15 protein-coding genes are annotated in these 18,305 nt (G+C 73.2%); 7 read left to right on the forward strand and 8 right to left on the reverse strand.

Features of this window, described 5'->3' with window-relative positions:
- The first annotated feature begins 4 nt into the window (after positions 1-4).
- Together BR98_RS23825 and BR98_RS23830 are read left to right on the forward strand one after the other, a co-directional pair.
- On the forward strand, positions 5-769 hold the full coding sequence (locus BR98_RS23825) for a MerR family transcriptional regulator (RefSeq protein WP_035847413.1): 765 nt from the start codon (positions 5-7) through the stop codon (positions 767-769).
- 147 nt (positions 770-916) lie between these two features.
- Positions 917-2,104 carry a PD40 domain-containing protein gene (locus tag BR98_RS23830; protein WP_035847414.1) on the forward strand — a complete coding sequence of 396 codons (1,188 nt, stop codon included), beginning with the start codon at positions 917-919 and terminating at the stop codon, positions 2,102-2,104.
- Here BR98_RS23830 and BR98_RS23835 read toward each other — a convergent pair.
- Together BR98_RS23835 and BR98_RS23840 are read right to left on the reverse strand one after the other, a co-directional pair.
- Positions 2,092-2,679: a hypothetical protein gene (locus BR98_RS23835; protein WP_232247501.1), complete on the reverse strand. Its 588-nt coding sequence runs from the start codon at positions 2,677-2,679 to the stop codon at positions 2,092-2,094. The genes BR98_RS23830 and BR98_RS23835 overlap by 13 nt on opposite strands.
- 51 nt (positions 2,680-2,730) lie before the next feature.
- On the reverse strand, positions 2,731-3,768 hold the full coding sequence (locus BR98_RS23840; RefSeq protein WP_083976897.1) for a DJ-1/PfpI family protein: 1,038 nt from the start codon (positions 3,766-3,768) through the stop codon (positions 2,731-2,733).
- A gap of 233 nt (positions 3,769-4,001) precedes the next feature.
- Between BR98_RS23840 and BR98_RS39595 the strand changes: the two genes are divergently transcribed.
- From BR98_RS39595 to BR98_RS36615, 3 genes are all read left to right on the forward strand, one after another.
- Positions 4,002-5,240, forward strand: a complete 1,239-nt coding sequence (locus tag BR98_RS39595) for a hypothetical protein (protein WP_035847415.1) — start codon at positions 4,002-4,004, stop codon at positions 5,238-5,240.
- Between the two features lie 79 nt (positions 5,241-5,319).
- Positions 5,320-5,985, forward strand: a complete 666-nt coding sequence (locus BR98_RS23850; protein ID WP_083976901.1) for an RNA polymerase sigma factor — start codon at positions 5,320-5,322, stop codon at positions 5,983-5,985.
- Complete coding sequence (locus BR98_RS36615; protein ID WP_051970132.1) at positions 5,982-7,370, forward strand: hypothetical protein; 1,389 nt, start codon at positions 5,982-5,984, stop codon at positions 7,368-7,370. Before BR98_RS23850 ends, BR98_RS36615 begins: the two co-directional genes overlap by 4 nt.
- A gap of 80 nt (positions 7,371-7,450) precedes the next feature.
- On the opposite strand, the gene BR98_RS23860 is transcribed toward BR98_RS36615, so the two are convergent.
- Together BR98_RS23860 and BR98_RS23865 are read right to left on the reverse strand one after the other, a co-directional pair.
- Positions 7,451-8,947, reverse strand: a complete 1,497-nt coding sequence (locus BR98_RS23860; RefSeq protein WP_035847416.1) for an aminopeptidase P family protein — start codon at positions 8,945-8,947, stop codon at positions 7,451-7,453.
- Positions 8,948-9,081: 134 nt separating this feature from the next.
- Positions 9,082-10,632 carry a PP2C family protein-serine/threonine phosphatase gene (locus BR98_RS23865; protein ID WP_051970133.1) on the reverse strand — a complete coding sequence of 517 codons (1,551 nt, stop codon included), beginning with the start codon at positions 10,630-10,632 and terminating at the stop codon, positions 9,082-9,084.
- 400 nt (positions 10,633-11,032) lie between these two features.
- On the opposite strand from BR98_RS23865, the gene BR98_RS23870 reads away from it, so the two are divergent.
- Positions 11,033-11,746: a bifunctional DNA primase/polymerase gene (locus BR98_RS23870; protein WP_035847417.1), complete on the forward strand. Its 714-nt coding sequence runs from the start codon at positions 11,033-11,035 to the stop codon at positions 11,744-11,746.
- Positions 11,747-11,993: 247 nt separating this feature from the next.
- On the opposite strand, the gene BR98_RS23875 is transcribed toward BR98_RS23870, so the two are convergent.
- From BR98_RS23875 to BR98_RS23890, 4 genes are all read right to left on the reverse strand, one after another.
- The gene (locus tag BR98_RS23875) at positions 11,994-12,977 is read right to left on the reverse strand and encodes a DUF5926 family protein (RefSeq protein WP_035847419.1); all 984 of its coding nucleotides are present in this window, start codon (positions 12,975-12,977) and stop codon (positions 11,994-11,996) included.
- Positions 12,978-13,057: 80 nt separating this feature from the next.
- A complete protein-coding gene (locus BR98_RS38315) occupies positions 13,058-13,672 on the reverse strand; it encodes an ATP-binding protein (RefSeq protein WP_407639536.1) in 615 nt (204 codons plus the stop codon).
- 224 nt (positions 13,673-13,896) lie between these two features.
- Positions 13,897-14,727 carry a glycerophosphodiester phosphodiesterase family protein gene (locus BR98_RS23885; protein ID WP_051970134.1) on the reverse strand — a complete coding sequence of 277 codons (831 nt, stop codon included), beginning with the start codon at positions 14,725-14,727 and terminating at the stop codon, positions 13,897-13,899.
- Between the two features lie 64 nt (positions 14,728-14,791).
- Positions 14,792-16,201: a purine-cytosine permease family protein gene (locus tag BR98_RS23890; protein WP_083976905.1), complete on the reverse strand. Its 1,410-nt coding sequence runs from the start codon at positions 16,199-16,201 to the stop codon at positions 14,792-14,794.
- A 315-nt stretch (positions 16,202-16,516) separates the two neighbouring features.
- Here BR98_RS23890 and BR98_RS23895 point away from each other — a divergent pair, with 315 nt between their 5' ends.
- Complete coding sequence (locus BR98_RS23895) at positions 16,517-18,262, forward strand: S1C family serine protease (RefSeq protein WP_063774834.1); 1,746 nt, start codon at positions 16,517-16,519, stop codon at positions 18,260-18,262.
- Positions 18,263-18,305 lie beyond the last annotated feature (43 nt).

The raw sequence follows: 18,305 nt of genomic DNA on the forward strand, positions 1-18,305 counted from the left end.
CGGGATGACGGACTACTCGGTCGGCGAGGTCGCGAAGGTCGCCAAGGTGACCGTGCGGACCCTGCACCACTACGACCGGATCAGGCTGCTGTCGCCCAGCGGACGCACCGCCGCCGGCTACCGGCGCTACCAGGACGCGGACCTGGACCGGCTGCAGCGGATCCTGTTCTACCGCGAGCTCGGCTTCTCCCTCGAAGAGATCGCGGCCATCCTGGACGACGATTCCACCACCCCCAGCGAGCACCTCAGGCGTCAGCACGCCCTGCTCAAGGACCGGATCCGTCACCTGGAGACCCTGGCCGCGGCCGTCGAACAAGCCATGGAGGCGACCACGATGGGCATCCAGCTCACCCCCGAGGAGAAGTTCGAGGTCTTCGGACCCGAGTACGACCAGGCCTGGGAGACCGAGGCCGAGCAGCGCTGGGGCGATTCCGAGGCCTGGCACGAGTCGCAGCGCCGCACCGCCTCGTACGGCAAGGCCGACTGGGAGCGGATCACGGCCGCGCAGGCCGCGTTCAACGAGCGCCTCGCCGCCGCGATGAAGGCCGGCGAGGCCCCCGACAGCGGCCCGGCCATGGACCTCGCCGAGGAGCACCGCCGGCAGATCTGCGACACCTTCTACGACTGCGGCTACCCCATGCACCGCTGCCTGGCCGAAATGTACGTCGCGGACCCGCGCTTCACGGCGACCTACGAGAAGGTCGCGCCCGGCCTGGCCCAGTGGCTGCACGACGCGATCCTGGCCAACGCGACCCGCGCCGGACACTGAGCGAAAAACTTTTTGAAGTCACCTGCAACCCCCTCGGGGGATGGACGTCTATCAAGGTGAGAGCAAGGGGAACGGGACCGGCCAGGCCGGACTGAGTCGGTCGCTCTCACCACACCGAAGACACCCACGCCCTTGGGGGGTTGCGTCATGCGCGCGTCCGTTATCAGCCGTTTCGCGAATTTCGTCACCGTCGGCGCCGAGGGTCGTGCCGCCAGCTCGTGGGCGCCGCGCCTGGCCGTGTCGGTGCCGCTGGCCGCGATCGTGGCCGTCGGCGCGGTCGGCTGCTCCGACCCGAAGGCGGACAACGCCGCCGCCAAGCCGAGTGCCACGCCGAGCGTGAGCGCCTCGGCCGTGCCGTCCGCCGTGCCGTCCACCGTCCCGTCCGCCGCGCCGACTTCGGCCGCGCCGAGCACCCCGGCGCCCGCGCCGAGCACGGCCACCCCGACGCCTCCGGCGCCCACCACCCTCGCGCCGACCACCCCGGCGCAGGCGCCGGCCGCGCGCCGCAGCACCGCCCCCGCCGCCCCCGTCAACACCCACGGCTCACTGACCGTCAGCAACGGCACCGGCTCGGTCTGGATCGACGGGCGCTGGACCGGCTTCGGCTCCCCGGTCCGCGACCTCGCCTGGTCCCCGGACGGCAGCCAGGCCGCCTTCGTCGACGGCGTGGGCGACCTGATCGTCACCGGCCCGAACGGCCAGGGCCGCATGGCGGCCCGCAACCCCGGCGGCCAGACCTGGTCGCACCCCACCTGGCAGGTGGCCGCGGCCGACCCGCGGGACCAGCTCCCGGCCAAGAACAACATCATCTTCACGGTCGCCGAGGGAGGCACCACCCGGCTGGTCAAGGTGCCCGCCACCGCCCACGAGGGCACCCCGACCGTGCTCCCGCTGGGCGGCTACTCCGACCCGGACCAGCCCCCGATGCCGCAGACCGGCAACACCTGGGCGAACGCCGCCGGCGGTCAGGGCAGGGCCGTCTACGCGAACAGCGGCGACGGGCAGGTCTACCTCCGGGACGACAACCTGCGCGAGCAGGGCGGCGCGCTCACCAAGGGCTCCGAGCCCGCGCTGTCCCACGACGCCGAGTCGGTGGTCTTCGTCCGCTCGGTCGACGGCCACGACCACCTCTTCGTCGAGAGGGTGTACGGCAAGACCGCCCCCAAGGACCTGACCCCGCACGCGACCACGGACTACACCGAGCCCGCCTGGTCCCCCGACGGCGCGGTGATCGCCGCCCGCACCCCGGCCGGCATCGTCATCGTCCACGCCGACGGGTCCGGCACCCCCGCCCTGGCCACGACCGTCACCGGCCTGCCCGCCTACCGGGGCTGACGCTGCGCCAGCTCGGCTTCCAGCTCGGCCAGGTGCTCGTCGGCCGCCGCGTGCGGCAGGAACTCGACCACGTCGAGGAACCGGAAGAGCACCTGGCTCGCGGTGATCCCGAACTCGTAGTCGGCGAACCCCACCACCGCCCCCGTGCCACCGCGCGCCGCACCGCGCACCACGTGCGCGGTCAGCTCCGACGATCCGTCAGCCGACAGGCCGCGCCGGGCGTTCGGGCGCGCCAGGTACGGGCAGACCATCGAGGCGTAGAGCATGCAGGCGCGATGCCCGGGACCCTCCAGGGTCGGCGCCATGTTCCGGTACGGACGCCCCTCGGCCAGGGCTTCGGCGATCGCCGCGCTCTCCGTCGCGCCCACCACCCGCCACACCGGCCCCTTGGGCATCAGCACATTGCAGACCGAGCAGAGCCGACCGCGAGCACAGTCGGCGCTGCGCCCGTAGTCCGTCAACGCGAACTGCGGCTCCTCCCCGGTCCACGGGGTGATCGCCGGAACGGGGTAGCCGCGGGTGTCGCGGGGCCTGGCCTGCACGGCCTGCGGCATGGGGACGGAGTCGAAGCGCACCCCTCATCCCTATCAGCCGACGGCCGGTCAGTACACCCGAGGCGACAGGCCCTAGGCCACCCCGCGCCCGAAGCTGCGCCGGTAGGCGGTGGGGGAGGTCCGCATGGTGCGCCCGAAGTGGTGGCGGTAGGTGGCCGCGCTCTCGAAGCCGACCGCGGTGGCGATCTCCTCCACCGTGCCGTCCAGCGACTCCAGCAGCGGCAGGCTGGCCGCGATCCGCTGGGTGACCACCCAGCGCATCGGACTGGTGCCGTTGCGGGCCGTGAAGTGGCGCAGGTAGGAACGGTCGGACATGGTGGCGGCTCGGGCCAGCAGCGAAATGGTCAGCGGGGCCGAGAGGTTCTCCATCGCCCACTGCATGCTGCGGGTGATCCCGTCGTCCTCCTCGTCGACCGGCTTGACCGCGGCCTCGATGAACTGCGCCTGGCCGCCGTCGCGGTGCGGCGGCACCACGAACCGGCGGGCCACCGTGTTGGCCACCCTGGCGCCGTGGTCCTTGCGGATCAGGTGCAGGCACAGGTCGATGCCGGCCGCGCTGCCGGCGCTGGTGAGCAGCTCTCCGTTGTCCACGTAGAGCACGTCCGGGTTGACCCGCACCGCCGGATAGTTCTGCCGCAGCAGTTCGGCGTAGCGCCAGTGGGTGGTGGCCTCCTTGCCGTCCAGCAGCCCGGCGGCGGCCAGCGCGAAGGCACCCGAGCAGATCGAGACGATCCGGGCGCCGCGCTCGTGCGCCGTGCGCAGCGCGCGGATCAGCCCGGGGGAGACTTCACCGCTGAACGCGTTGGGCACGCCCACCACGATCACGGTGTCGGCGGCCGCCAGCTCGTCCAGTCCGTGATGGGCCGTCAGCGAGAAGCCGCCGAGTGCGCCCAGCGGCCGGCCCGGCTCGTCGGCGCAGACCTTCAGCCCGTACCAGGGCGCGGCCAGCAGCCCCGCCAGCTCCGGCCGGGCCAGCCCGAAGACCTCGACCACCACGCCGAGTTCGAACGGCGCCATGCCGTCGAAGGCGTACACCGCCACCGTGTGCACCGGCTCGGGCCGCCGGGAGATCACCACCGGGACCGGCTGTGGCCTGCGCTGTTCTGCCATGGAGCGGCCCCCTGACGTACGTGGCGGGATCTTGGCGAGTGTAGCTGTCGGCGCCACCGGGGACCGTCGGCCGCGCCGCGCGAAAAATTTCCGAAGTCACCTGCAACCCCCTCGGGGGATGGACGTCTATCAAGGTGAGAGCAAGGGGAAACGGGACCGGCGGAGCCGGACAGCGCCGGGTCGCTCTCATCACTCACTTCCGATCACTTCTCACGTCCCTTGGGGGGCCTGCCATGCGTGCGTCCGTTATCAAGCGTTTTGCGAAGAACATCACCGTCGGCGAGCAGGTTGCTCGGGACACCTCCTGGACCCGCCGGCTGGCCACCACCGTGCCGCTGGTCGCGATCGTGGCGGTCGGTGCGGTGGGGTGCAGCGGTGGCGCCGAGCACGGCAGCGCGGCGGCGGCACCGACCAAGGCGGCGGCGGTCGCGCCGACCGGCAGCACCCCGAGCACCCCGGAGCCCACCAGCCCCGCGCCCACCACGCCCACCACCCCCGCGCCGGCCGCCCCGACCACTGCCCCGACCACGGCCGCGAAGCCCGCGCAGGCCCCGGTCCGCCCCGCCTCCGCCACGGACCCCGGCAAGGAGGTCGCGATCCGCATCGACGGCCTCGCCGAGGGCGAGAAGCTGGCCGCCGGCGGCGCGCCGACCACCTTCTCGGTGACCTTCAGCAACGTCAGCGACCACGCCCTCGCCGGCCTCGCGCCCTCGGTGTCGACCGCCCCCTTCGCTGGCGCCCGCTGCCAGCTGATCCAGGGCCAGGCGCAGGGGACCCTGCAGCGCAAGGACGGTGACAGCTGGACGGACGTGGTCCTCAGCGAGGGCACCGGCATGGACTACACCCAGGCGGGCAAGGACGTGGCCTTCGCGCTGGCCCCGGGGGCCGGCCGGACGATCCAGTACCGGCTGGCGCTGTCGGCCGACAACGGCCCGGCGCCGCTGACCCTGGACGCCCGCGCCTTCGCCGCGGACCGGAACTTCGCCCTCTACGGCCTGCTCGACCGTCACCTCACGGTGGTCGACCCGCACCGCCCCACCGCCTCGATGCCCACCATGACCCCGATCCCGACCTCGGTCACGGTCGGCGGCCCGGCCGTGCAGATCGAGGACTCGCCGGGGAACTTCACCGCCGCGCCGTTCACCTCGCTGGCCCCGCTGCTGACCTTCGCGCCCTCGGCCGGACGGTTGAGGCCGCAGGACCTGACCGTCGAGGCCCAGGTGGCGGGCGGCTGGCGCAAGCTGGCGGTGCAGCAGGACTGCGCGGGTGAACTCACCGTGGACACCAGCTCGCTGGCCCAGCCGCTGGAGAACGGCCAGTACGGCCGGGTCACCAACTACCTGTTCCGCTTCTCGGCCGCGCCGAGCCTCGACCCGGCCGTCACCTCGCTGACCGTCTCGACCGGTGCGCTGGCCGACGGCCACTACGCGGGGCCGGTCGGCACTCAGGTCGCCGTCCACCGCCAGGGCTGACAGTGCCACAATTCCGCTGATCACGAACCTTGATCAGTTCTGAAGGCTCGCCGCCGTCTCTTGGGAAAGCAGATCACGCATGTCGATAGCCGCAGTGCCGGGCCGTCCGGGGGGAAGCTTCGGGCCGGCGGGAGGCTTGCTGGCCGGCCTGAAGCTGTTGTTCGGCGCCCTGGGGCCCGCACCGGCCGAGGAGGACGCACCGCAGCGCCGTCGCGCCGGATTCCGCCTGCTGCGCGGCGGCCGGGCCGAGAGCGAGGAGCGGCCCACCGTCACCGACCTCTACCACGCGCACCGGCTCAGCCTGGTCCGCACGGCGCTCCTGCTGGTGGACCACCAGGACCAGGCCGAGGACGTGGTGCAGGAGGCCTTCACCGCGCTCTACCAGAAGTACGGCGAGCAACTCGACGACCTGGACAACGCGCTGGGCTACCTGCGGACCTCGGTGGTGAACGGCGCCCGCTCGGTGCTGCGCCGCCGCCGCACGGCCCGCGAGTACGTGCCGCCGCACGAGGCGGACGCCGAGTCGGCCGAGGACCACGCGGTGCTCAACGACGAGCACCGCCGGGTGGTGGTCGCGCTGCGGGAGCTGACCGAGCGCCAGCGCGAGGTGCTGGTGCTGCGCTACTGGTCGGATCTGTCGGAGGCACAGATCGCCGAGGCTCTTGGCCTGTCGCGAGGCGCCGTCAAGTCCACCGCCAGTCGGGCCCTGGATGCCCTGGAGAAGGAGCTGGAGAAGGTTCGATGACCGAGCAGAAGCGACCTTTCGGCGACGACGGCCCCGGTGACACCCCGCTGGAGCTGCTGCTGCGCGAGGCGCTGGCGGCCCGCGCCGGGCAGGTCACCGCCAACGACCTGCGCCCCGAGGCCCCGCCGGCCCGCCGGGTGCGCCGGATCCGGCCGCTGTACACCGTGGCGCTGCCGCTGGTCGGCCTCGCGGCGGCGGCCTCGATCGGCTACCTGGGCTTCCAGGGCAGCCCGGTGGCCAAGCACGAGACCCCGGCCCCGGCGGCCAGCGTGGACGTGACGCCGACGCCGGCCCCGGCGCCGACCCCGAGCACCGCCGCGCCCAGCGCGTCGGCGGGCATCGACCCGGCGGCCGTCGGCGAGTCGCCGAGCGGCACCACCACCGGCCGCAGCAGTGCGCCCGCCGTGGCCCCGTACAGCTGGAACGGCATCAGCTTCCCGGTGCCGGCGGGCTGGACGGTCGAGCAGCAGGGCCCCACCATGCTCTGCGCGTTGCCGCCGAGCGGGAAGACGCTGCCGGCCGGCTTCGACTGCGAGCCGTACGGCGTCCGGATCGCCGCGTACAACACTCCGGAGCAGGTCCACAACGCGACGTGGCCCAACCGCTACGACGTCTGGTACAAGAACGCCGACCAGCACCAGCCGGCCTGCTACGACTGGGACAGCCCACGCGCCGGCGGGGCCCAGACCCTGCAGCAGTACTCCTTCTCGGCGGCGGTGCTGGCACAGCTGCCGGTCGACGAGGCCACCTGGCAGCTGGCCTGCGACGGGGGCGGAAAGTTCACCGCCCGTCGCTGGTCCTTCGGGCCGCAGGAGGTGTTCATCTCGGCCATGGGGCTCAGCGCGGACTACGAGCCCGACCTCCAGTCCCTGCTCTCCGGCCTCGACATGACGCTGCGTCAGAACCCGTTGTCGGGGACCACGGAGCGCAATGTCGCGATCACCTTCGACGGGCTGACCCGGGGGGAGCAGATCCCGGCCGGCTCGACCGTGACGTTCTCGGTGACCTGGACCAACATCGGCTCGGTCGACTACGGCACGGTGCTGCCCGCAGCCGCCGGTGAGCAGTTCGACGGGAACGGCTCGACGGGCACGCAGCCGAATCCGGTCCTCGGCACCCTGGAGCGCCAGGACGGGACCACCTGGACGAAGCTGCCCGCGACCATCTTCGGTTCCGCGATGGACTTCGCCCACACCAGCCAGGCCGCGGCCTTCAAGCTGGCGCCGGGCGAGCACCACACGGTCACCTACCGGCTGACCCTGGACCCGAAGAACGGAACGGGCACCCTGCCGCTGCACGCCGCGGCGTACCTCCCGGCGGACGGGACCGCGTCGATGGCAACCGTCGGTGAGGCCTTCTTCCCCGTGGTGATCGCCGCCAAGTGAAACGACGAGCGCGCCGCCCCGGTGGGTACTACCGGGGCGGCGCGCTCGTCTGCTGTTGTGCGGCAGGTCAGCCGACCAGCTCAGCCAGTCAGCTCGGCCATCCACGCCTCGACGTCCGCCGAGGTGCGGGGCAGCCCGGCCGACAGGTTCTCGTTGCCGTCGGCGGTCACCAGGATGTCGTCCTCGATCCGCACCCCGATGCCCCGGTACTCCTCGGGCACGGTCAGGTCGTCCAGCTGGAAGTACAGGCCCGGCTCGACGGTCAGGCACATGCCCGGCTCGAGCTGCGCGTCCACGTACTGCTCGCGGCGCGCGTGGGCGCAGTCGTGCACGTCCAGGCCGAGCATGTGGCCGGTGCCGTGCAGGGTCCAGCGGCGCTGCAGGCCGAGCTCGAGCACCTTCTCGACGTCGTAGACCGAGGCGTCCAGCAGGCCCCAGGCGAGCAGGTGCTCGGCCAGCACGCGCTGGGCGGCGTCGTGGAAGTCGCGGAACCGGCCGCCGGGCTGGACGGCCGCGATGCCGGCCTCCTGGGCGGCGTACACGGCGTCGTAGATCTGGCGCTGCAGCGGCGAGAAGGTCCCGTTGATCGGCAGCGTGCGGGTGACGTCGGCGGTGTAGAGGGTGCTGGTCTCCACGCCGGCGTCCAGCAGCAGCAGCTCGCCGGGACGGACCTCGCCGTCGTTGCGCACCCAGTGCAGGGTGGTGGCGTGCGGGCCGGCGGCGGCGATCGAGCCGTAGCCGACGTCGTTGCCCTCGACCCGGGCGCGGCGCCAGAAGGTGCCCTCGATCCAGCGCTCGGAGGTGGCCACGGCCTGGCTCAACTCCCGCACCACGTCGGTGAATCCGTTGACGGTGGCGGCGCAGGCGGCGCGCAGCTGGCCGATCTCCCAGTCGTCCTTGACCAGTCGCAGGCCGCTGAGGAAGACCTTCAGCTCGTCGTCGCGCTCCTCGTCGGTGCCGAGCGCGGCCTGCAGCGCGGCGTCGTAGCCGCGCACCATCCGGGTGGGCACGGCGGTGTCGGCGGCCAGCTCCTCGGCGGCCTCGCGCACGTCGCGGGCGGGCAGCCCGAGCAGCGCCTCGGCCTCGGTCAGGCTGTGCCGCCGGCCGACCCACAGCTCGCCCTGGCCGTCCAGCCAGAACTCGCCGTTCTCCCGGTTGGAGCGGGGCAGCCGGTAGAGCACCGCGTCGTGGCCGCCGGCGGCGACGGGGTTGAGGACCAGGACGGCGTCCTCGGTCTGGTCGCCGGTCAGGTGCACGTACTCGCTCGCGGCGCGGAACGAGTACTCGGTGTCGTTGGCCCGGGTGCGCAGGTTGCCGGCCGGGACCACCAGGCGCTCACCCGGGAACGCGGCGGACAGCGCGGCCCGGCGGGCGGCGGCGTAGGAGGCCTGCTCGAGCGGCTGCAGGTCGCGCAGCTCGGTGTCGGCCCAGCCGCCCTTCATGGAGGCCGCGAGCTCGTCGGAGACCTCGCCGTAGAGCCCGTTCTTGCGGCCCTTGATCGGCTGGTCCGCCGCGTCCTCCTCGGTGCCGGCCCCTTCGGGGTTCTCGGCCACTGCCGGGGTGCGGTCCTCGGTCACGTTCGTCGCCTCCTTGCGAGTCACCCCGCCCTCGGCGGGTCGGATCGCGACTCGGACGGGGCGGCTTGCGCGTCCCATGGTACGGAGCCGGTACCGATCAGCCGTTCGGGAGGGGGCGGCGCTCCTTGCTCGAACTACTCGAACCGGGCCGCGAGCATGACCAGGTCGTCCGTCCGGCCGGTGGCCTCGTCCGCGCACAGGGCCAGCAGGTGCGTGCACAGCCGCTCGGGATCGTGGCGGATCTCGCGCGGGGCGTCGGCGGCGGCCTTGCGCAGTCGGGCCTGGCCGGCGTGCAGGGTGCGGCCGCAGCGACGGGCCAGGCCCTCGGTGTAGAGCAGCAGCAGGTCGCCGCGTTCGGCGCTCAGCTCGACGCCCGGGGCCTCCCAGCAGCTCAGCATGCCGAGCGGGGCGGAGAGCGAGGTCTCGACGAAGTTGGCGCCGTAGCGGGTGACCAGCACCGGCGGGCAGTGGCCGGCGCCGGCCAGCGTGATCCGCCGCTCGACCGGGTCCACGCAGGCGTAGGCGGCGGTCGCGGTGCGGTTCGGCTCGGTGCTCTTCAGCAGCAGTTCCAGGTCGCCGAGGACGGCCACCGGATCCTCGCCCTCGAGCACCGCGTAGGCGCGCAGCGCGGCCCGGATCCGCCCCATCGCGGTGGCCGCGCCGGGCGCCGAGCCGGGGCCGGCGCCCGGTCCGTCGCCGGCCACCGAGCCGACGGTGAGGCCGAGCGAGCCGTCCGCCAGGGCGATCGCGTCGTACCAGTCGCTGCCCGCCGAGTGGTCGAAGCCGGCCGGTACCCAGCGGGCGGCCAGCCGCAGGCCCGGCAGGTACGGCAGGTGGTCGGGCAGCAGGCCGCGGCGCAGTGCGGCGGCGGCCAGTCGGCCGCGTTCGGCGGCCAGTCGTTCGGCCACCAGCGGGGCGGCGAACTCGGCGTACCGGCGGGCGAGTTCCTGGCGTTCGGGGCCGGGGCTGGTCGGCTCGGACCAGAACCAGACGGCGGCGGCGAGTGGGCCGTCCTCCTCGGTGGCCAGCGGCAGTGCGAAGCAGGCGCCGAGGCCGAGGTCGCCGGCGACCGCGCGGAACCGGGGGGCCACCGCCGGGTCGGCGGCCAGGTCGCCGTACAGCAGCTGGGCCGGGCGCCGGGCGGTGTGCAGCAGACCGGCGAACGGGCCCTGCCCGACCGGGACGGTCTCCAAGGCGCCGATCGCGGCCCGGTCCAGCGCCAGGCCGACCATCGGTCCGTGGCCCGCGTGGTCCTGCCAGCCGGCGCCGGCCGGCCCGCAGACCACGGCGGTGCCCTCGGCTGCTCCGGCGGCGGCCTGCTGCGCCCCGACCGGTTGGTCGCCGGCCACCGGGACCAGCAGGGCCCGGCCGGCGCCGAGCAGTTCGGCGCCGGAGTCGAGCAGGGTGGCCAGCGTGGCGGCCAGGCCGCGGGCCCGGACCAGCCGTTCGCTGTGCCGGGCCAGCCAGTCCAGGGCGGCGGGGTGGTCGCGGCCGGGGCCGAGCTCGACCGGGGGAGCGGCGCGCGGGGTACGGGGTTCGGGGGCGGCGGCGCGTTGCGGCAGGTCCAGCAGCCGGGCCAGCCGCCCGGTCACGACTGGCGGTCCCTCGCCGCCGTCGGCGCAGCCGTCCTCGTCGCCCAGCTCGGGCGTCGTACCGTTCGCACCGGACGGACGCTTGTCACTCATGCCGCGACTCCCAGCGCTGTACGTATCCCCCTGTGGGGCAAGCCATGCCAAACCGCTCGCAATGCCCCACTTCTACACAGGACGGTCGTCGTGTGTCCAGGATCCACCCCGGCCGGATGGCTGGTTCTGGGCCGTGGAGTGGAGCGGGCGGGGAACGGGCAGAAGAACGGGCAGAAGCCGCGCGACGGCTGCCGGTCCCCTGCCCGAAGCGTAGGGATCCCCCCACCCGGCAACCCGGCTGACCAGAAGTCACTCACTCGTACGGTGGAACCAGCGGGTGCCTGCGGGCGTCCATCTGGTCGCATGAGGGATTCTCGTTGAGCGTCTGCGGCTCCCCGGCCGCGTCAGGTCTTGATCCAACGGTCTTGATCCACCCGGTCGCGGAGAGGAACGAGTGCCCATGCCTGAGTCGCGGGAGCTGTCCGGCAGACACCGCAGAAGCCGACAGGCCCTGCTGCAGGCCGCGTTGACCTGCGCCGAACGCTGGCAGTGGCCGGTGGTGCCGGGCGCGGTGCTGGTGGAACGGGTGGGGGACGGCTCCGGTCCGGCCGTCAACTGTTCCTGCGCGGATCCGCAGTGCCCGGTGCCGGCCGCGCACCCGCACGACCAGCCGTTGCTCGCGGCCACCACCGAGGCCCGGATGGTGCGCTGGTGGTGGGAGCGGCACAGCCCGCAGGCGCCGGTGATCGTGGCCACCGGGCGGGCGGTGGCGGCGGTCAGCCTGCCGGCCGTCGCGGGCGCCCGACTGCTGGCCTACCTGGACGAGCTGCGGATCACCCCGGGCCCGGTGCTGGCCACCCCGACCCGCTGGTCGCTGCTCGTCGAGCCGTACGGCTACCCGGAGTTGGCGGAGCTGCTGACCGAGCAGGAGCGGACGTTGCGGCCGGGCGGCGGCCCCGGCGCGGTGCCGAGCTCGGTGCGCTACCACGGGCCCGGCGGCTATCTGGTGCTGCCGCCCTCGCGGGTCGGGACGGGCGGGGCGGCGGTGCGCTGGGTGCGGCGTCCGATGGTGGCGCCGGGCGGCGGGGTGTGGCTGCCGCCGGTGGCGACGCTGCTGGAGGGGCTGGTGGCGGCGGGTTCGGCGGTGCCGGACGGCAGTCGGCTCGCGTACTGAGGTGCCCACGGGTGCCACTGGCACAGCCCAGTCCGTACTCGGGCCAACTCCGGCCCCGGACATGGAAGATCCGGCCGCTGGCGACGGGGGATGCACCAGCGACCGGACTGTTTAGACAGTAACAAGGAATGGCGCCGTAGCCAAAGTCCTCGGCCGATCCGACCCCGATATTTCGGTTCTACCGGGGTCGGATGTGACTGGACTCACGCTCCCATGATCAAAGTCGATCACGCTCGGCCATGTTCTGTCAGTTCAGCGTGACCTGACGACTCACCAGGTTGGCCCGCGAGCGGCGCTCCTCCCCGCTGAGCGGCGCATTCGAGGCGAGTGCGCCGGCCAGTCGCTCGGCGAAGGCCGCGGCCGGCTTCTCGCAGTCGGCGGCCGACATCGTCACCGGCAGGTCCCAGACCGGCACGGTCAGGCCGTGCGCGCGGAACGAGCCGACCAGCTTGGTGCCCTCGCCGATCGAGGCCTCGCCGGCGGCGTTGAGCCGGGCCAGCGCGTCCAGCAGCTGCTCCTCGGGCACGGTCATCACCCAGCGCAGGTGGTTCTTGTCCGGGGTCCCGCACCAGTAGGCGCTGTCCACGCTGGAGAGCTTCTCGGTCGGGATCGCCGAGGCGTTGGCCCGCTCCAGCGAGGCGGCCACCTCGCCGGTGGCGGACTCGGCGTCCTCCAGCCAGAACTCGAAGCCGGTGTGCACCGCCGGGGTGAACGGCGCGGCCGGGTCGAGCAGGTCCTGCAGCCGCGGGCCGTCAGCGGCGGCGCGGCGGGTCGGCACCGGGTTGCCCGGCTCGGTCACCAGCGCCTCGGTCAGCGCGTCCGCCAGGTCGCGGCTCAGGTCGCCGGAGGAGGACTGGGTCTGCAGGCCCAGCAGGATCGAGCCGTCGGGGCGGCGCAGCGCCGGCCAGGCCAGCGGCAGCACGGTGGCCAGGGTGACCGACGGGACGTCACCCGTCGCGGCGTCAGTCACGCCGGCGGCCAGCGTCAGCGGCACCGTGGCGGCCGGCACCAGCTCGCGCAGCGCCACCCAGTCGGCCTCGCCCGGCAGCCCCTCGAACGGGCGGTGCACCAGCTCCTGCACCGCGTGCGCGGCCTGTCGGCCGTGACAGGCCTTGTACCGGCGGCCCGAGCCGCAGGGGCAGTCCTCACGGGCGCCGACCACCGGGACGGTGCCGTCGGCGGCGATGCTGCTGGTGGACTGGGGCGACTTCTTGGCGGCCTTCTTGGCCATGGTGCGGCTCTCCCGGGACGGTGGTCGGTGTGCTCCGGGCAGCCTACTGAGATTCGGGCCTGCTGAGATTCCGGCGCGGCTCAGGCCGACCTGGCGTGCTGCCCGGCGTGCCCCGCGTGCTGGCCGGAGTGCTGGCCCGGGTGCTGCTGGGGGTGCTGGCCCGGATGCCGCCGGTCGCGGGCCGGCAGCGCGGCCCAGACGGTCACCTCGCCCGGGGCGTCCCGCACCCCCCAGTCGGTGGCCAGGGTGCCGACGATGCTCAGCCCGCGGCCGCCCTTGGCGGTGAGCGAGGGGCTGGCCGGCAGCGGCCGGGTGTTGGCGCCGCCGTCGGTGACCTCCAGGGTCAGCACGCCGTCGCTGTGCATCTGCCAGCGCACCAGGATTCCGCCGAGATCCTCGGTGACCGATTCCGTCACCTCTGCGGTCGAGTCCGGAGCCGGCGTCAAATCACCTCGGTGCCCACGGAATTCCTGGCCGGCCCCCCCGGCGAGATCCAGCAATGGGCCGAGTGGCCGCGCATAGCGACAGGAATTGCTGAGCAGTTCGGAAAGGATCAGAACCGCGTCATCGATGACGGCGTCGGGCACCTCGCGGTCGCCCAGGTCACGCCGCAGCCGGCGCCGGGCGGCCCCGACACTGGCTGGGCCGTGCGGCACCGCCATGGTCGATGAAGTCGGCACTTCACGCGCCACCATCAACGCCACCCCCGGACCTCCTTCAGCGTTTGCCGAGGGATGGATGCCCCGAGGGAATGGGGTGGAAACGGGATGGGTCGTTCGGCGTCCGTCAATTGTGATGTCGTGCGTGATGTCGCGGAAGAGCCGCGACCCGCTGTGCGCAAAAGGTGATTATCCGCTCACCCTCTGTCATTTGAGTGGGCGGGATTCCGCCACTCCGCACGGCACATCGGCCCGACCGGTCAGCGGCCGAGCTGCTCCAGCACCTCGCGCGGCCGGTTGGTGATGATCGCCTCGACGCCCAGCGAGAGGCACAACTCGACGTCCTCGGGCCGGTCCACCGTCCACACGTGCACCCGGTGTCCGGCCGCCCGCAGCGCCCTGACCAGCTCCGGCCTGCGCCGGACCAGCTCGATGCCCGGGCCCGCGACCACCGCGCCGGCCGGCAGCCCGGCACCCGGCCAGAGCTTCAGCATCGCCGGGTGCTCGAACAGGAAGACCCGCGGGAAGTCCGGCGCGGCGGCGCGCAGCCGGTTCAGGGCCAGCCCGGAGAAGCTCATCAGGCGCGCATGCGGCCGGTCCGGTGCGCCCTGCGCTCCGTTGACCGCCCCCTGGATGCCGAAGCGCTTCAGCATCGTCAGCAGTTCGGCCTCCACCCGGCCGCGGTAGCGGACCGGGTGCTTGGTCTCGATCGCCAGGTCGACCCGGCGCCCGGCGTCGACCACCAGCTCCAGCAGGCTCTCCAGGGTCAGCACGTCCTGCCGCTCGGGGGCGTCGGGCTGCTTCCAGGAGCCGAAGTCGTACTTCTCCAGCTCGGCCAGGGTGAGGGTGGAGACCACCCGGCGACCGCCGTCGGAGACCCGCGCGATGGTCCGGTCGTGCACGCACACCAGCTGCCCGTCGGCGGTCAGCCGGACGTCGCACTCGACCGCGTCCGCACCCTCGGCCAGCGCCAGTCGGTAGGCCGCCAGGGTGTGTTCGGGAAGCGCCGCGGAGGAGCCGCGGTGCGCGACCACCTGGACCGCCCGCGCGGTGGGGGCGGCGCCGGCGGTGGACCGGGAAGGAGTCGTCACGTCCCCACCCTAGAGCGGGGACGTGACACGGATGCGACGCAGGCCCCAACTTCAGGCGGTGCGGTCAGGCGCGGGGCAGCAACCGGGTGACACCCCAGGTGGCCAGGCCCGCGACCAGGAAGGAGAGCAGCGAGGCCGAGGACCACTCCTGCGGGGTGAAGTGCAGCAGCGACTGCGCGTTCGTCCAGAAGGAGGTCCACCAGGAGGTGACCGCCGTCGGCGCCAGGAACTGGTAGGTGGCGAAGCCCAGCGCCCACGGCAGCAGCATCAGCGGCCGCGAGGGCGCGTCCTGCTCCAGCGCCCAGCCCTGCCGGCCGCGCCCGAGGAAGTAGTCCACCGCGAGCACCGCGAGCAGCGGCACGAAGACCGAGCCGATCAGGCCGAGGAAGGCGTAGTAGGAGTCGGTGAACTGCTTGATCTGCAGCGCCAGCGCCGTCACCAGCACCCCGATCCCGCCGGTCAGCAGCCGCCGGTCCACCTTCGGGAAGAGGTTGTGCACCGACATCGCGGTCGAGTAGACGTTGGCGAAGGACTGGTCCGCCTCGCGCAGCACCAGCACCAGCAGGAAGGCCCAGCCGGCGGCCACCCCGCTGAACGAGGTCAGCAGGTTGTCCACGTTGCCGTGCGACTGCAGCAGCGCGATCAGCCCGAGCAGGTAGCACCAGACCTGGGCGACCGTGTAGCCGGAGAAGGTGCCCCAGAACGAGGCGCGCGGGGTGCGCGAGTGCCGGGTGTAGTCGGCGGCCAGCGGCACGAAGGAGATCGACACGGCGATGATCGCGTCCGTCGCCTTGAGGAACCCGTGCCAGTTGCCCGCGCCCGGGTTCGGGAAGCCCTGCCGGCCCAGCTGGACCGTGAAGTAGACCATCGCGACGCCCACCGCGACCGCCACGTACTTGCGCAGCGCCGCGATCGCGCCCAGCGGCCAGATCGTCAGCACGGTGGTCAGCGCACCCGCCGCCACCACGAAGAGCCAGCGCCAGCCCTCGGTGCCGGCCACCGTCTGGGCGCCCCAGGCGATCACCGTCAGCTCGTAGACGCCCCAGCCGACGCACTGCGCGATGTTCAGCACCGTCGGCAGGTACGAGAGCCGGGTGCCGAACAGCCCGCGCAGCACCGTCATCGCGGGCGCGCCGGTGCGGGCGCCGATCAGCGCGGCCACCCCGAGCATCGCGGTGCCGATCACCGTGCCGACCACGATCGCGGTGGTCGCGGCGGTGAAGGAGAGCTCACTGCCCGGTGCGCCGAGCACCGTGGCGGCGCTGGTGAAGCCGATCAGGCTGATGCCCAGGTTGGCCCAGAGCGCGAACTGGTCGCGGAAGCCGAGGGTGCGCGGTGGCGCGGTGTCCAGCACCAGGGGTGCCTCGGCGCGCACCGGCGGCTCCAGCAGCGCGGTCGCGGCAGCGGTCGTGCCACCGGTGGTGTCACCCGTGGTGTCACCCGTCGTGGCAGGGGAAGGCGAAGCAGCCGTCATGGCCGATACTCCCTACGCCGGCATTACCCGGTCAGGTTCCGGCGGTCAGCGCTCCCTCGCCGTACGGGGCCTCACTAGCATGGCGTACGGTCGACCAGCGCACTCTCAGCCTGGTGGGTCCAAGCTCCCGCGTGTCAGTTGTGGAAGCGACAGGGTAGCCCGGAGCCTTGAATACGCCAAGGCGGGGCGGAGCGCGGGGGGCTGTTCGGTCTGCCTAAGGATTCTTACCACTTCTTCAGGCGGCCCCTTACGGCAACCAGATCGGACATGGGAAAAACTAGGGGCCAAGGTCCTGGTCAGCAATGGAGGTCGTCCGTGAGCACCGAGCACGAGAGTGGTTCCACCGGGCCGCAGGGGGAGCAGCTCTCCAGCGGTCACGGCGAGCCGGGGGGCACTCCGGCGGTCGGTGAGACACCGGCGGTGGGGGAGTCCAAGCCGACGATCGCGTTCAGCAAGCTGAGCGCGCCGGAGCCCGCAGCCGCGCCGGAGCCGGTGCAGGCGTCGGCCGCCGAGGGCGGTCCCGCCCTGCCGCCGCCGGCCGCGCCCGGCTACCTGGACGCGCTGCCACCTGCCGCGCCGGGCTACCTGGACGCGCCGCCGCCGGTTCCGCCGGCGGCGGAACCGGTGCAGCAGCCGCTCGCGGCCGAGCCGCCGGTCAACCCGTACGCCGCCCCGGTGACGCCCGCCGCTCCGGCTGCTCCGGCTGCACCCGCTCTCGCGGCCCCGCAGGCCGAGCACCACCCGTTCGGCGCCGGTCACCCGGTCGGCGGCTGGGGCACCGAGCCCGCCGGCCCGACCGGTCCCGCCGGCCCCGCTGCTCCCCCCGTGCCCGGCTACCCGGGCGGCCCCGGCGCGCCCACCAACGGCTGGGGGACCGGCTTCGCCGACTACCCCGGCGGCTACGGCCAGGAGCCGGCGCCGCGCAAGAAGGGCAAGGGCGGTCTGGTCGCCCTGGTGGCCGCCGTCGCGCTGGTGGCCGGCCTGGCCGGCGGCGTGACCGGCGCCGCGATCAAGGGCGACGGCAAGTCCTCCTCGACCTCCGCCGGCACCAGCCGCACCAGCACCACCGTCAGCACCAGCGACAACGGCAAGGCCGTCAACCGGGCTCCCGACTCGGTGGCCGGCATCGCCGCCAAGGCGCTGCCCAGCACCGTCACCATCAAGGCCCAGGGCAGCTCGGAGTCCGGCACCGGCACCGGTTTCGTCTTCGACACCGAGGGCCACATCCTGACCAACAACCACGTGGTCGCGCCCGCGGCCAACGGCGGCAAGCTGACCGTCAAGTTCTCCGACGGCACCAGCTACCCCGCCTCGGTGGTCGGCCAGGCCAAGGGCTACGACGTGGCCGTGGTCAAGCTCGACAACCCGCCGTCCGGCAAGCTGGTCCCGCTCCCGCTGGGCGACTCCGACCAGGTCGCGGTCGGCGACACCACCATCGCCATCGGCGCCCCCTACGACCTGGAGGGCACCGTCACCTCCGGCATCGTCAGCGCCAAGAACCGCCCGGTGGCCTCCGGCGACGAGACCGGCGCGCAGGTCTCGTACATGAACGCGCTGCAGACCGACGCCTCGATCAACCCCGGCAACTCCGGCGGCCCGCTGCTCAACGCCAACGGCGCCGTGATCGGCATCAACTCCGCGATCCAGTCCAACTCCGGCGGCGGCTCCGGCCAGGCCGGCAGCATCGGCCTGGGCTTCGCCATCCCGATCAACCAGGCCCAGCGGGTGGCCAAGATGCTGATCCAGACCGGCACCCCGGTCTACGCCACCCTCGGCATCCTGCGCAACGACCAGTACAACGGCGACGGCGCCCAGGTGCAGACCTCCTCGGTCCAGGGCACCCCCGCCGTTACCCCCGGCGGCCCCGCCGACAAGGCCGGCCTCAAGCCGGGCGACGTCATCACCAAGCTCGGCGGCGTCAACATCGACAACGGCCCCGCCCTGGTCTCCACCATCTGGACCCACTCCCCCGGTGACCAGGTCGAGGTCGAGTACACCCGCAACGGCCAGGCCGCCAAGACCACCGTCACCCTCGGCAGCCGCAGCGGCGACACCAACTGACAAACCAAGTGCACCGACCCCCTCCGGACCCGTTAGGCTGACC

It is taken from the genome of Kitasatospora azatica KCTC 9699 (genome assembly GCF_000744785.1).
In the GTDB taxonomy this organism is placed as follows: Bacteria; Actinomycetota; Actinomycetes; order Streptomycetales; family Streptomycetaceae; genus Kitasatospora; species Kitasatospora azatica.